Raw genomic sequence first — 12,574 nt, 5'->3', positions numbered from 1 at the left:
GGGGGGGAGGGTCAGCGCAGGAACGCCGCGAGTTCGGCGGCCAGGGCCTCGGGCTGGTCGTGGTGCAGCATGTGGCCGGCGGGGCTGAGCACGGCCTTGGTCACCGGCGTGGGCACCACCGCCAGGCGCGTGTCGAACTCGCTCTTCGGGTAGCGGTGGCCCCACCACTTGGCCACGTCGGTGCGGTCGCCCTCCACCCACAGCAGCGGGGCGGTGATGCACTTCCAGGTCTCGAGCACCTCGTCGACGCGGTACAGCACCGGGTTCACGCGCTTGTGCGCGGGGTCGCCCAGGATGTGCCAGCGGCCGTCTTCGCGCTGCTCGCTCCAGTGCGGCGCCAGCCATGCGGCCTTGTCGGGGCTGAGCAGCGGGTTGTTCTTCATCAGCCGCTCGGCCACCTCGGCCACGCTGGTGTAGCTGCGCAGGGCCTGCGGCGCCTTGAGCTCGTCAAGCCACTGCAGCAGGCGCTTCGGCGCCTGCTGCGGCTTCGTCGCCGGCAGGCCAAAGCCCTCGAGGTTGACCAGCCGGCGCACCCGTGCGGGGCGCACCCCCGCATAGGCCATCACCACGTTGCCGCCCATGCTGTGGCCGGCGAGGTCGACTGGGCCGTAGCGCCCGGCCGGCACCAGCGCGTCGAGCAGCGCATCCAGGTCGGCCAGGTAATCGGGGAACCAGTAGCTGTCGGTGCCCGGTGGCGGCGTGCTGCGGCCGAAGCCGCGCCAATCGGGCGCGATCACCCAGCGCTCGAAACCCTCGGCCGCCGCCAGCGCATCGACGACGAACTGGTACGACGCGGCCACGTCCATCCAGCCGTGCACCAGCACCAGCGGCGGGCGCTCGGGCAGGGCCCGATCGGGGCTGCCCCACTGCAGCACGTGCTGCTGCAAGCCGCGCAGCGGCAGGGTGGTGGATGTGGCGAGGCGGTGGGGGCGGTAGGGCTTGGGCATGGGGGCACTGTAGGGCAGGGGCGATCGGCCGCATCGGGTGCCGACCTGAAACGTGAGCGGGCAAACGCGGCCTGAAGCCCGGTCAGCCCTGGGTTGGAGGGCTCTTGGGCCGTGTAGCGCACGGTGGCGATCCCGCGCTGCCCGAGCTCGTCAACCATGCGTGCGTAGGGCAGGCCGGCCGCCTCTGCCGCACGGCCCAGGCTGATGCAGTCAGCCTCGTACAGCGCCACGGCCAGCTCCAGCAGGGCCCTGGGCGAGCCGGCTTCGCTGCCCAGGGGCACCGTCAACATCAGTGGCAGCCCCCCGGACAACACCATGTTGGCCTGGCCTTTGCGCGCGTCATCAACCAGCCGGCCGGGCTGGCCGGCGAGGTCTTCGGTGGTGAGGGTTTGCAGGGCGGGCTCCACGCCAGCGGTGCAGCGACCGCCTCAGCTTAGCGCGGCGCTGGCTATCAGGCGATGTTTCAAGCCACGCGCGCCCCGTAGAGGGCGCGCAACGCCATGGAGGGGTTAGGCAGCACCGCTCACCAGCGGAGTTGCTCGACCTCGAGTCCGAGAGCGGTTGCAACCTTCTCCAAGGTTGCCTTGCGCGGTTGCTTCACTCGCTCCATCTGTGCGTACGCGGCTTGCGTGATGCCGATTCGGCCTGCAACTTCGGCCTGGGTGAGTCCAAAGTGCTCGCGCCATGCTGCCATGGGGGAGACGCCACGCTCAAACGAGAGGTTCACGACCTCGTTGGGCACGGTCCCATGCGTGAAGCCGCCCTTCATGCGGCGGAACTGCTCGTAGGGAACAACTACGAAGGCGGGCTTCCCGTCCTGGCCTACGATGACCTGAAACTCAGTACGTGCGTTCATCGCGCTTCCTGACCTCTTCAATGCTCACGATGCGGACTGCACCATCGAACTCAAGGAAGACCCGCTAGTTGCCTACGCGCAGCCTGTATCCGTACTCGTGGTTCGTAAGCGCTTTGACGTTCCTCGCTGAGGCGAGGTCCACAAGTTCAGAGCTGACCGCAGTGCGGATCTGCTTCCCCGCGTGAGCATCGATCTTGCGCAGTTGGCGAAGTGCCTTGGGCTGCCAGTTGATCGTGTTCAGCGGCCAATGATAAGCGATGAATACGTATTGTCAACCGGCGGCGTGCCGCGGTGTGTCCTGTGCCGCCTAACGAGCTAAACCGCCCGCGTAGGCAGGTACTGTAAGCCCGGACTGAGACGATCGTACGAGTGGCTCAGGCCGGGCTTACAGTGCCTGCCGTAGCGGGTCAGCTTGAGCGAGGGGTTAAGCGTCGACGCGCGACGACCAGTAGCCTGGTTCTCTGTGTTGATGCGCAACGGCAAAGAACTGCGGTCCGAGCTCATCGTTCGGCCCATACACCAGCGTGTAGGGGAAGCGATCGAAATGGTAGACGCGCAGACCGAAGTCACCGAGTGGGCCGCGGTACTGGTTCTCGATGAGTAGATCTCGGACTCGCTCGAACTCAGTAAGGAATGCTTCTGCGACGTTTCGGCTGGCGTGCTTTGCGTAGTAGACGGCAGCGTCACCAAGCTCGACCTCGGCTTCGGGATGAAGCCAGTAGCTCACGAGATGCGTGCTCTTACCCGTGCCAAGGCTTCGCTGCCAGGCACCATGGCAACCGTGCCAGCGCGAACTTCCTCTCGCCTAGATCGGGCAAGCTGAAGCCATGCGGCTTGGGCTGGTGACCTTGGTTCAAAGCTCTCTAGCAGGCGCTCGACAAGCTTTGCGCGGTCCTCTGGAGGCAGGCCAAGTGCCTGGGCGGCGAGATCTTCAACTGGCGTGGACACGGCTGGAGCTCCTGTACGAGCCGCAAGCATGCCACACCAGAGGCACGACGCGCTCCGCGGCGCTTGTCTTCGACGCCTATCGTTCGAGCTACGCTGCCCGCGGAGGATTGCAGCGCCTGCCGAAGCGGGTCAGCTTGGGCGAGGGGTTAGGCTTCACCGCGCAAGCCAGGCGAAGGTTCTTTCTCCAAGACAGAAGATGCCCAAGCCGGAGGACTGCTTGGGGAGGCGCAAGAGAACCTCGCCGTCCGGGCTTGCGACCGTGCTTTCGCCACCGTCGACGCTCTCCTCAGGACGATTGAGCGCGTTCGGCCAGTTCGTTTGAACCACAAACGCGCCGGTACCCTTCGCGAGGCGCTGGATGTTCCGAACATATTCAGGCGGATCACTTCTGGGCTTCTCAGGGTCCTGTCTGAGTGCGCCGGGAACAAAGACGAGGTCTACGGCTCCGGGCGGCAGCTCTGCGAAAACTTGCTCGTGGTCTTCGACTTCACGACAGATGACCGCGGAGCAACGCAGACCTTGCATCTTGGCGACGGGTCGGGTGGTTCCGCGCTCGAAGAAGGTCGCCTCAGGCCCAGTGAGACCTTGCTTTGAAACGGTGGCGGACAAGTGTCCGTGCTCGTCGACGAGAAGTTGAGAGATGAGCCTTCTGCCGCCTTCTGAAAAGGTTGGTGCGCCGATCGAGGCTGCGATCTTCAGCTCGGCGCACCTCGCCTGGAGTTCGCTCACGGCTGGGCCGACTACTTCGGGCAGCGCTTCTCTGGCAATTTCGCGATGGAAGCCCGTAACGGCCAACTCGGAGAACGCACAGATTTCGGCTCCGTGGTGCCTTGCGATGGATAGCGCCTCAAGCATCGTGTCGACGTTTTCGCGCGTTGTCCAGTGCATGGTGATCTGCGCGACGGCGATTCGAGATTGCATGGTGCAATTGTGAAGCCCAACGTGTTGTCGATAACACCTGGAGACTTTGTTTCAACCCACGCGCGCCCCGTAGAGGGCGCGCGACGCCGCGCCAGCGGGTAGGGCGTGCCGTCGGCCTCGAACTCCACCGTGTCGGCCTTGCCCACCAGGCCCGGCCGGTCGCTGAACAGGGGCAGGGCGCGCTCCACACGCAGCCCGCGGCGCAGCTCGAAGCCGGGGCGGTCGACCTGGGCATGCACCGCGTTGCCGCGCAGCGTGTGCAGGTTGTCGTCGAAGGCCTGTTCGAGGTGGATCAGGCCGCACTGGCGCGGGCAGTAGGCCCAGTGCTGCAGGGCCGACAGCGGCCGGGGGGTCCACATCGTCCAAGACGGTGTTCTCATGAAGGCGTCGGCAACGGGCGGCGCCGCAGGCCATCGGGTGTGCACACCACGAACTGTCGCTGCACGTTGTCTGCCAGCGCTTGAATCACCGGCGTTGCGGCGGCGGCCCCGACGATGGGGTGCAGACGCAGGTAAGGGATGGCCGGCGGGCCGGGTTCTCCATGCCGGTAGACCGGGTCGCCGAAGTCGGAGTCAAAGGTGACGAGCACGCGTGCCATCGATCGGGCCATGGCCAGAACGCGCCGGTCATCCGCCGACGGTTCGGCCTGGGCCATGTGCAGCACGTCATGGCCTGCTCGGACCAAGGCGTCGACCGCCGACCGCGGCAGGTTTTTGTCCAGCAGCAGGGCAGCCATCGCCGTGCCCGGCGCGGATTCAGCCCGCCATGCCTTCGGCCGCCTTGGCCTTCAGCACGAAGTCTTCTTCCTTCAGGCAGTCCCGGACGAAGGCAAAGACCGCTTGCAGGTCATCGGGCTTGACGTGTGGGTACTCGTCGAGGATCCGCTGGCTGCTCCAGCCCGAGGCCATCAGGTCCAGGATGAAGTCGACACCGATGCGCGAGCCAGCGATGCGCGGCCGCCCGAACAAGGTGTCAGGAGAGGTCACGATGCGGTCTTGCCAGTCCACGTTCATGCGCGCAGTTTGCCCGTCAGACCCGCTCAGTTGCTGCGCCACTGTGCAAACACCCAGCCTATCGCTTTCCCGCAGACAATCCGTCCATGCACCCCGCCGCTGCCCCGCCCACCCTCCGCCCCGCCACCCCCGCCGATCTGCCGGCGGTCGTTGGCCTCATCACCGAGCTCGCGGTGTTCGAGAAGCTCGAGCATCTGGTCGTGGTCACGCCCGAGTCGCTGCACCCGCACCTCTTCGGCGAGCGGCCGGTGGCCGAGTGCGTGGTGGCCGAGGCGGACGGGCGCGTCGTCGCCTTCGCGCTCTTCTTCACCAACTTCAGCACCTTCCTCGGCAAGCCCGGGCTGTACCTGGAAGACCTGTACGTGCAGCCTGCGCACCGCGGCACGGGCCTGGGCAGGGCGCTGCTGCAGCACCTGGGTGCGCTGGCCGTGGCGCGCGGCTGCGGGCGCTTCGAGTGGAGCGTGCTCGACTGGAACGAGCGCGCCGTCCGCTTCTACGAGGCCATGGGCGCCACGGTGATGCCCGACTGGCGCATTTGCCGCGTCACGGGGCCGGCGCTGGCGGCCTTCGGGCGGCCCTGACGGCGACCCTGACGGCGACCCTGACGGCGGCCCTGACGGCGGCCGGACGCCGCCCGCCGATCAGGCCACCAGCGCGGCCATCAGCCGCTCGAAGGGCAGCGGTCGCGTCAGGCTCTTCTCGCCCACTACCGAGGCCACGCCGCACCCTCGGGCGGCGGTGTCCACGCGCTCGGGCCGGGGCAGGGGCCGTCCGGTGGCGTCGGCGAGGCAGGCCACCACCGGCGTCGTGATGCTGCTGCCGCGCGCCACCACCACCGCCAGCTCGCCCGAGTGCAGCCGCACGTGGCAGCCGGGCGGGTAGATCCCGAACTCCTTGACCAGCGCCGCCGTCATCGGGTGCCCGGGATCCTGCATGAACATCTGGCGCCCGGCCACGTCGGCCGCCAGCGCATCGCGCGTGGAGCGCGCGGACAGCTTGCTCGTGTAGACGTCGGCCCGCCGCACCAGTGAGGCGAGGTCGCAGACGTCGCTGCGGCCGGCGGGATAGCCGCTGCCGTCTTCCACCTCGTGATGCTGCAGCACGGCTTCGAGCCACAGCGCGTCGTCTACGCCGGCCTGCTCCAGCAGCCGCAGGCTGCGCATGGGATGTGTCTGCAGCTGCTCGCGCTGGGCCGGCGTGGGGGGCGTGTGCTGGCTGGCCAGCTGGCCCTGCAATTCCAGCATGCTGAGGTTCATGGTCAGCGCCACCTTGAAGCTGCGCGTGGCCTCGTCGTCCTCCCAGCCCAGGCGGCGGGCCACGAGCGTCGCGGTGATGGCGGTCTGCAGCGAGCGGCGCATGCCGCAGGTCAAGTCTTCGCCCGCGCCTTGGTGCAGCACGTGGAAGATGGCCAGGTCGGGGTCGCGCGCCACCAGCGCCGACAGCGGGGCGCTGGCCTCGTCGAGCGCGGCGACAAAGCCCGCGGCGGCATGGTCCGTCAGGGTCTGGTCGAGCCGCCGGATGGCCTCGGCCCACAGCCGGGGCAACTGGTCGCGCGGCGCGAGGCGGGCCAGGCTGAGGGCATCGGCGAGTTCCCCCAGCTCGACGAGGGCGCCGCGTGCCAGCAGCGCGTCGAGCTGCGGCGCGCCTTCGATGAGGTGGCCGCGCGCCAGCAGCAGCGTGCCGTCGGCGTCGCGCACGCCGAAGGGCAGCGGTTGACCAAGCTGGACGCGGTGCTTGACGGCGGCAAGGGGTGCGAGTGGCATGGTGTGCGGAGGATGCGCCCCCCGGCAGGGGGCATGTTGGCGTCATCGGCCTGGGGCGCAGGGAACTTGACGGTGCATCGTGACAGGGTGTTGCCCCAGGTCCGCCCGTGACGCTGGCCCTTAAGCTCGCGCCATGAACGACCGACAGGCGGCCCCGGGCCATGCCGCTGAACCTTGGGCGCTGCTGCATGGCGGCCTGCGCTGGCGCGTGCCCGAGCGTTTCAACATCGGCCAGGTCTGTGGCGCGCGCTGGGCGGCCGACCCGGCGGTGGCCGGCCGCACCGCCATCGCCTGGGAGCACGAGGACGGCCGCTCGGGCACGCTCAGCTACGCCGGGCTGCACGCGCAGTCGCTGCGCCTGGCCGCCGCGCTGGCCGGCCTGGGCGTGAAGCGCGGCGACCGCGTGGCCGTGGTGATGCCGCAGCGCCCCGAGACAGCCGTGGCGCACCTGGCGATCTACCACCTGGGCGCGGTGGCGATGCCGCTGTCCATGCTCTTCGGCCCCGAGGCGCTGGCCTTCCGGCTGCAGGACAGCGCGGCCGTGCTGGCGCTGGTGGACGACACCGCCATGCCCAACCTGCACGCCGTGCGCGCCGAGTGCCCGGCCCTGCGCACCGTGGTGGCCGTGGGCGGCGCATCCGGGCAGGGCGATGTGGACTGGGCCGCCGCCCTGGCCACGAAGCGCCGCGTGCCGCCCGTGGCCGACACGCACGCCGACGACGCGGCCGTGCTCATCTACACCAGCGGCACCACCGGCCCGCCCAAGGGCGCGCTGATCCCGCATCGCGCGCTCATCGGCAACCTCACCGGCTTCGTGTGCAGCCAGAACTGGTTCGGCCTCGGCCGGCCCGAGGCCAGCGACGAGGTCTTCTGGAGCCCGGCCGACTGGGCCTGGACCGGCGGCCTGATGGACGCGCTGCTGCCCACGCTGTACTTCGGCCGCACCATCGTGGCTTACCAGGGCCGGTTCGGGGCCGATGCGGCGCTGTCGCTGATGCAGCGCCACCGCGTGACGCACAGCTTCCTGTTCCCCACGGCGCTGAAGGCGATCATGAAAGCGGTGCCGGCGCCGCGCGAGCGGTACACCTTGCGGCTGCGCGCCGTGATGAGTGCCGGCGAGGCCGTGGGCGACGCCGTCTTCCACTGGTGCCGCGAGGCGCTGGGGGTCACCGTCAACGAGATGTTCGGCCAGACCGAGATCAACTACATCGTCGGCAACTGCGGCCGCTGGGTGGCGGCCGACGGCAGCGAGCACCCGGGCTGGCCCGCCCGGCCCGGCAGCATGGGCCGCGCCTACCCCGGCCACCGCGTGGCCGTGATCGACGACGAGGGCCGCGAGTGCCCGCGCGGCACGCCGGGCGACGTGGCCGTGCACCGGCTCGACGGGCACGGCGAGCCCGACCCCGTGTTTTTTCTCGGCTACTGGCGCAACCCGCGCGCCACGGCGGCCAAGTTCACCGGCAGCCCTCTGAGCAGCTGGTGCCGCACCGGCGACACGGCGGTGATGGATGCCGACGGCTACCTCTGGTACCAGGGCCGCAGCGACGACGTCTTCAAGGCCGCCGGCTACCGCATCGGCCCCAGCGAAGTGGAGAACTGCCTCGTCAAGCACCCGGCGGTGGCCAATGCGGCGGTGGTGCCCAAGCCCGATGCCGAGCGCGGCGCGGTGGTCAAGGCCTACGTGGTGCTGGCTCCGGGGTTCGAGCCTGGCAAGGCGCTGGTGGCTGAGCTGCAGCAGCACGTGCGCGGGCGCTTGGCGCCTTACGAGTACCCGAAAGAGATCGAGTTCATCGAGGCGCTGCCGATGACGACCACCGGCAAGGTGCAGCGGCGGGTGCTGCGGCTTCAGGAGGAGCTCCGGGCGGGGCGGGGGGCTTCGACAGGATCGGCTTGAACGGGTGTGGGTGGGCCTGACGATCCGTTCGCACTGAGCTTGTCGAAGTGCCCGCGCCCACCCGCGCTGCCCCCCGGCGACAATGCGGGCCTGACTTCCGCTCCGCCCCCACCATGCCCCACCTGATCGTCCACGGCGGCAGCCCGCTTTCGGGCCGCATCGTGCCCAGCGCCAACAAAAACGCCGTGCTGCCCATCCTGTGCGCGACGCTGCTCACGCGCCACCCGGTGCGCCTGGTCGGCATCCCCGAGATCACCGACGTGCGCAAGATCCTCGAGATCTTCCGCCAGCTCGGCAGCCAGGTGCAGGTGGACTACACCGCCGGCACGCTTTCGCTGCACCACGCCGACACGCGCTTCGACCCCGATGTGCACCACCTGCCCGAGGAGATGCGCAGCTCCATCATGCTGGTGCCGGGCCTGCTGGCGCGCTTCGGCGCCGCGCGCATCGAGAACGATGTGCAGGGCTGCACCCTGGGCGTGCGCGAGATCGACCCCCACGTCGAGGTGATGGAGCGCTTCGGCGCCACGGTGGAGCGCCGACGCGAGGCGCTGGTGATGCGCACGGCCGACGGCGGCCTGAAGGCCAACGCGCACTGGCTGGACTACGCCAGCGTCACCACCACCGAGAACTTCGTGCTGTGCGCCGCCACGGCCACGGCCGGCGGCGGCACCAGCACGCTGATGAACGCCGCCAGCGAGCCGCACGTGCAGGAGTTCTGCCAGTTCATGGCGCTGCTCGGGGCGCGCATCGAGGGCATCGGCACCAGCCGGTTGACGGTGCACGGCGTGGCATCGCTGGGCCGGCCCGAGGGCGTGGAATTCCGCTTCGCGGAAGACTTCCACGAGGCCGTCACCTTCATGGCGCTGGGCGCCATCACCGGCGGCGAGATCGTCGTGAAGAACTCGGCGCCGGAGCAGTTTCCGCTGATCGACCGCACCTTCGCCAAGTTCGGCGTGCAGGTGCACCACGAGGGCGGCTTCAGCCGCGCCGTGGCCGACGGCCCGCTGCGCGTGAAGCAGCCCTTCACGCAGAACATCCTGCCCAAGGTGGAGGCCGCGCCCTGGCCCTACCTGCCGGTCGACCTGCTGCCCATCTTCGTGGCCCTGGGCGTGCGTGCCGAGGGCAGCATGATGTACTGGAACAAGGTCTACGAGGGCGCCATGGGCTGGACGAGCGAGCTCTCGAAGTTCGGCGCCCACGCCTTCCAGAGCGATCCGCACCGCATCATCACCTTCGGCGGCAAGCCGCTGGCGGCGGCCGAGGTCGAGAGCCCCTACATCATCCGCGTGGCCATCGCGCTGCTGATGGTGGCCTGCAGCATCCCGGGCCGCAGCGTCATCCGCAACGCCACGCCGGTGCGGCGCGCGCACCCGCGCTTCGCCGAGAACATCAGCGCGCTGGGTGCGCACGTGGAGTGGGTCGAGGGCGACTGAGGTTCCCCGGGGGCTTCGACAGGCCCAGCCCGGACGGGGATTCTTCTTCGCTCGCGCCGATCACACCGAGGGGTTTCCCCGTTCGCGCTGAGCCTGTCGAAGCACCGGTCGAGCTTGCATACGATGGCCAGGAAAGACAAACACGTCAGCGAAACCCCCGCCACCGCCTGGCTCAAGGCGCGTGGCGTGGCCTACACCGAGCACCCGTACGACTACGTCGAGCACGGCGGCACCGCCGAGAGCGCGCGGCAGCTCGGCGTGGACGAGCACGCCGTGATCAAGACGCTGGTGATGCAGGACGAGCGCGCCGAGCCGCTGATCGTGTTGATGCATGGCGACCGCCAGGTGAGCACCAAGAACCTGGCGCGCGCCATCGGCGTCAAGAGCGTGGAGCCCTGCAAGCCCGAGGTGGCGCAGCGCCACAGCGGCTTCCTCGTCGGCGGCACGTCGCCCTTCGGCACGAAGAAGGCGATGCGCGTGTTCGTGGAGGCCGGCGTGCTGGAGCTGCCGCGCATCTGCATCAACGGCGGGCGGCGCGGCTTCCTGGTGGGGCTGGAGCCCGGTGTGCTGGTGACCGGGCTCGGCGCCGTGCCGGTGCGCTGCGCGCTGGCGGCCTGAAGGCCGGGGCGGCGCCGGTTCAGGCGCTCAGCCCTCCAGCAGCGTGGGGTCCAGCTCGCGCAGCCGGTGGTCGACGTAGTAGCCGCCGGCCTCGGTGTACTGCAGGAAGCCGCGGCGGCACTGCGGGCAGCGCCACACGGTGCAGCGGTTGTACGGAAAGTGCGTCGGCACGATGGGCGCGCGGGCGTGCCAGTAGCTCGTGCCCGGCGCGTGGCGCTCGTCAAGCGTGGGCTCTTCGATGGACAGGTCGCGCAAGCTGCCCACGGGCTCGAGCAGCGGCGCGCCGATCGGCCCGGTCACCGACTCCCAGCCCGGCGCACGCAGCGCCGCGCAGTGCGCGCAGCCGGCGCTGGCGGCAGACAGCGCCGTGCGCAGCGCGGCCGCGTCGAGCAGCATGGTCGAAGGCCTTCAGGTTTTTGGTAGGACAAGTGTCCTGCCCGACGCCGCGGGCGCGGCTGCGGAAACCACGCACAGGGCAATCCCTCAACGCGCAGGCACGGTGCGGCGCGCCCGTACACTCGCGCCCGCCATGGAATGGATGTGGATTGCCGGAGCGCTCCTTGCCGCCTACCTCGTCGGATCGCTGTCGTTCGCGGTGATCCTCAGCCGCGTCTTCGGGCTGGCGGATCCGCGCAGCTATGGCAGCGGCAACCCCGGCGCCACCAACGTGCTGCGCTCGGGCAACCGCAAGGCGGCCGTGCTCACGCTGGTGTTCGACGCGCTCAAGGGTTTCGTGCCCGTGGTGCTGTGCCTGGCTTACGGCGAGCGCGTGGGCCTGTCCGCCGAGGCCGCGGCCTGGGTGGGCCTGGCGGCTTTCACGGGCCACCTGTGGCCGGTGTTCTTTGCCTTCCAGGGCGGCAAGGGCGTGGCCACCGCCGCCGGCGTGCTGATGGCCTGGAACCCGATGCTGGCCGTGGCCACGCTGGCCAGCTTTGCCATCATCGTGTTCTTCTCGCGCTACGTGTCGCTGGGCTCCATCGTGGCGGCCGTGTTCGCGCCGTTCTACCAGGCGCTGATCTGGGGCGTCTCCCCGGCGCTGCTGGCGCTGGCCCTGATGAGCCTGCTGCTGGTGTGGCGGCACGAGGGCAACATCCGCAAGCTGCTGGCCGGCACGGAGAACAAGTTCGGCGCATCCGCCACCAAGGCGGCCACCGCGTCTCGCAAGAAGGGACATTGACCATGGTTCAACGCTTCGACGTCGGCCCCCGCCTGTCGGAAATGGCCGTGCACAACGGCGTGTGCTACCTGGCCGGCCAGGTGGCCGCCGACGGCAGCGCCGACATCACCGGCCAGACGCAGCAGGTGCTGGCGGCCATCGACGCGCTGCTGGCGCGCGCCGGCACCGACAAGAGCCGGCTGCTGCGCGTGGAGATCTTCCTCAAGGATCTGGCCGACTTTCCGGGCATGAACGCGGTGTGGGAGGCCTGGCTGCCCGCCGGCTGCGCGCCGCCGCGGGCGACCGTCCAGGCAGAGCTGGCGCGGCCGCAGTGGCGCGTGGAGATGGTCGTCACCGCCGCGCTCTGAACCCCCTCCAGGGCCGGGCGGCCTTCAGAGCAGACCGAGCCGGGCGGGGTCGCCGCGGCCCCGGCGCACGAGCACGGGCTCGTCGCCGCTGAGGTCCACCACGGTGGTGGGCTGCAGGGGGCAGGCTCCGGCGTCCACCACGGCTTGCAGCGCCTTCTGGTAACGGTCGCGGATCTCCTGCGCGTCGTTCAGCGCCTCGGCCTCGCCGGGCGGGATGAGTGTCGTGCCCAGCAGTGGCTGGCCGAAGACCTCGAGCAGCGCCTGCAGCGCCAGGTGGTCGGGCACGCGCAGGCCGATGGTGCGACGGCTGGGGTGGCTGACCCGGCGCGGCACCTCCTTCGTGGCCTCGAGGATGAAGGTGTAAGGCCCTGGCGTGCCCAGCTTGAGCAGGCGGTACTGGCGGTTGTCCACCCGCGCAAAGCGGGCGAGCTCGCTCAGGTCCCGACACAGGAGCGTGAGGTGGTGTTTCTCGTCGACACCGCGGACGCGGCGCAGCCGCTCGACGGCGGCCTTGTCGTCCAGATGGCACACCAGGGCGTAGCTGCTGTCGGTGGGCACCGCGGCAATGCCGCCCTCGTGCAGGATCTGCGCCGCCTGCTTCAGCAGGCGCGGCTGCGGGTGCGTGGGGTGGACCTCGAAGTACTGCGACATCGG

16 protein-coding genes are annotated in these 12,574 nt (G+C 69.7%); 6 read left to right on the top strand and 10 right to left on the bottom strand.

All coding sequences use genetic code 11. The features are described from left to right. Nucleotides 1-11: 11 nt before the first annotated feature. The 7 genes from KA711_13580 to KA711_13550 form a co-directional block, all read right to left on the bottom strand. Nucleotides 12-947 (bottom strand): alpha/beta hydrolase, encoded by a 936-nt coding sequence (locus KA711_13580; GenBank protein ID MCM0610000.1) that lies wholly within the window; start codon nucleotides 945-947, stop codon nucleotides 12-14. Nucleotides 948-1,470: 523 nt separating this feature from the next. After that, a complete protein-coding gene (locus KA711_13575; protein MCM0609999.1) occupies nucleotides 1,471-1,803 on the bottom strand; it encodes a helix-turn-helix transcriptional regulator in 333 nt (110 codons plus the stop codon). A gap of 424 nt (nucleotides 1,804-2,227) precedes the next feature. Then, nucleotides 2,228-2,530 (bottom strand): type II toxin-antitoxin system RelE/ParE family toxin, encoded by a 303-nt coding sequence (locus KA711_13570; GenBank protein MCM0609998.1) that lies wholly within the window; start codon nucleotides 2,528-2,530, stop codon nucleotides 2,228-2,230. Then, entirely contained in the window at nucleotides 2,527-2,751 is a 225-nt protein-coding gene (locus KA711_13565) for an addiction module protein (GenBank protein ID MCM0609997.1), read from the bottom strand. Before KA711_13565 ends, KA711_13570 begins: the two co-directional genes overlap by 4 nt. Nucleotides 2,752-2,904: 153 nt before the next feature. Next, nucleotides 2,905-3,672, bottom strand: a complete 768-nt coding sequence (locus tag KA711_13560) for a carbon-nitrogen hydrolase family protein (protein MCM0609996.1) — start codon at nucleotides 3,670-3,672, stop codon at nucleotides 2,905-2,907. A 376-nt stretch (nucleotides 3,673-4,048) separates the two neighbouring features. Next, nucleotides 4,049-4,408 carry a DUF5615 family PIN-like protein gene (locus KA711_13555; GenBank protein MCM0609995.1) on the bottom strand — a complete coding sequence of 120 codons (360 nt, stop codon included), beginning with the start codon at nucleotides 4,406-4,408 and terminating at the stop codon, nucleotides 4,049-4,051. A gap of 19 nt (nucleotides 4,409-4,427) precedes the next feature. Continuing rightward, on the bottom strand, nucleotides 4,428-4,685 hold the full coding sequence (locus tag KA711_13550; GenBank protein ID MCM0609994.1) for a DUF433 domain-containing protein: 258 nt from the start codon (nucleotides 4,683-4,685) through the stop codon (nucleotides 4,428-4,430). Nucleotides 4,686-4,771: 86 nt separating this feature from the next. Between KA711_13550 and KA711_13545 the strand changes: the two genes are divergently transcribed. Continuing rightward, nucleotides 4,772-5,266, top strand: coding sequence for a GNAT family N-acetyltransferase (locus KA711_13545; GenBank protein MCM0609993.1), 495 nt, complete (start codon nucleotides 4,772-4,774; stop codon nucleotides 5,264-5,266). A gap of 60 nt (nucleotides 5,267-5,326) precedes the next feature. On the opposite strand, the gene KA711_13540 is transcribed toward KA711_13545, so the two are convergent. Next, nucleotides 5,327-6,448, bottom strand: a complete 1,122-nt coding sequence (locus KA711_13540) for a hypothetical protein (protein ID MCM0609992.1) — start codon at nucleotides 6,446-6,448, stop codon at nucleotides 5,327-5,329. 133 nt (nucleotides 6,449-6,581) lie between these two features. Between KA711_13540 and KA711_13535 the strand changes: the two genes are divergently transcribed. From KA711_13535 to KA711_13525, 3 genes are all read left to right on the top strand, one after another. Beyond that, nucleotides 6,582-8,342 carry an AMP-binding protein gene (locus tag KA711_13535; protein MCM0609991.1) on the top strand — a complete coding sequence of 587 codons (1,761 nt, stop codon included), beginning with the start codon at nucleotides 6,582-6,584 and terminating at the stop codon, nucleotides 8,340-8,342. Between the two features lie 113 nt (nucleotides 8,343-8,455). Next, nucleotides 8,456-9,778, top strand: a complete 1,323-nt coding sequence (locus KA711_13530) for a UDP-N-acetylglucosamine 1-carboxyvinyltransferase (protein MCM0609990.1) — start codon at nucleotides 8,456-8,458, stop codon at nucleotides 9,776-9,778. A gap of 123 nt (nucleotides 9,779-9,901) precedes the next feature. Next, entirely contained in the window at nucleotides 9,902-10,396 is a 495-nt protein-coding gene (locus KA711_13525) for an aminoacyl-tRNA deacylase (protein MCM0609989.1), read from the top strand. 27 nt (nucleotides 10,397-10,423) lie between these two features. Here KA711_13525 and KA711_13520 read toward each other — a convergent pair whose 3' ends face one another. Next, the gene (locus KA711_13520; GenBank protein MCM0609988.1) at nucleotides 10,424-10,792 is read right to left on the bottom strand and encodes a hypothetical protein; all 369 of its coding nucleotides are present in this window, start codon (nucleotides 10,790-10,792) and stop codon (nucleotides 10,424-10,426) included. Between the two features lie 133 nt (nucleotides 10,793-10,925). Between KA711_13520 and plsY the strand changes: the two genes are divergently transcribed. Continuing rightward, nucleotides 10,926-11,573 carry a glycerol-3-phosphate 1-O-acyltransferase PlsY gene (gene plsY / locus KA711_13515; protein MCM0609987.1) on the top strand — a complete coding sequence of 216 codons (648 nt, stop codon included), beginning with the start codon at nucleotides 10,926-10,928 and terminating at the stop codon, nucleotides 11,571-11,573. A 2-nt stretch (nucleotides 11,574-11,575) separates the two neighbouring features. Then, entirely contained in the window at nucleotides 11,576-11,920 is a 345-nt protein-coding gene (locus tag KA711_13510) for a RidA family protein (protein MCM0609986.1), read from the top strand. A 24-nt stretch (nucleotides 11,921-11,944) separates the two neighbouring features. On the opposite strand, the gene KA711_13505 is transcribed toward KA711_13510, so the two are convergent. Then, entirely contained in the window at nucleotides 11,945-12,571 is a 627-nt protein-coding gene (locus KA711_13505; GenBank protein ID MCM0609985.1) for a threonylcarbamoyl-AMP synthase, read from the bottom strand. Nucleotides 12,572-12,574: the final 3 nt, after the last annotated feature.

It is taken from the genome of Ideonella sp. WA131b (assembly GCA_023657425.1).
GTDB lineage: Bacteria > Pseudomonadota > Gammaproteobacteria > Burkholderiales > Burkholderiaceae_C > Rubrivivax.
Note: the sequence above shows the minus strand (reverse complement) of the source record. Positions and strands in the feature narration are given on the sequence as shown.

Coding starts and splice junctions, on each gene's coding strand:
- KA711_13580 (MCM0610000.1), bottom strand. CDS start 947: ATGCCCAAGCCCTACCGCCCCCACCGCCTCGCCACATCCACCACCCTG.
- KA711_13575 (MCM0609999.1), bottom strand. CDS start 1,803: ATGAACGCACGTACTGAGTTTCAGGTCATCGTAGGCCAGGACGGGAAG.
- KA711_13560 (MCM0609996.1), bottom strand. CDS start 3,672: ATGCAATCTCGAATCGCCGTCGCGCAGATCACCATGCACTGGACAACG.
- KA711_13555 (MCM0609995.1), bottom strand. CDS start 4,408: ATGGCTGCCCTGCTGCTGGACAAAAACCTGCCGCGGTCGGCGGTCGAC.
- KA711_13550 (MCM0609994.1), bottom strand. CDS start 4,685: ATGAACGTGGACTGGCAAGACCGCATCGTGACCTCTCCTGACACCTTG.
- KA711_13545 (MCM0609993.1), top strand. CDS start 4,772: ATGCACCCCGCCGCTGCCCCGCCCACCCTCCGCCCCGCCACCCCCGCC.
- KA711_13540 (MCM0609992.1), bottom strand. CDS start 6,448: ATGCCACTCGCACCCCTTGCCGCCGTCAAGCACCGCGTCCAGCTTGGT.
- KA711_13535 (MCM0609991.1), top strand. CDS start 6,582: ATGAACGACCGACAGGCGGCCCCGGGCCATGCCGCTGAACCTTGGGCG.
- KA711_13530 (MCM0609990.1), top strand. CDS start 8,456: ATGCCCCACCTGATCGTCCACGGCGGCAGCCCGCTTTCGGGCCGCATC.
- KA711_13525 (MCM0609989.1), top strand. CDS start 9,902: ATGGCCAGGAAAGACAAACACGTCAGCGAAACCCCCGCCACCGCCTGG.
- KA711_13520 (MCM0609988.1), bottom strand. CDS start 10,792: ATGCTGCTCGACGCGGCCGCGCTGCGCACGGCGCTGTCTGCCGCCAGC.
- plsY (MCM0609987.1), top strand. CDS start 10,926: ATGGAATGGATGTGGATTGCCGGAGCGCTCCTTGCCGCCTACCTCGTC.
- KA711_13510 (MCM0609986.1), top strand. CDS start 11,576: ATGGTTCAACGCTTCGACGTCGGCCCCCGCCTGTCGGAAATGGCCGTG.
- KA711_13505 (MCM0609985.1), bottom strand. CDS start 12,571: ATGTCGCAGTACTTCGAGGTCCACCCCACGCACCCGCAGCCGCGCCTG.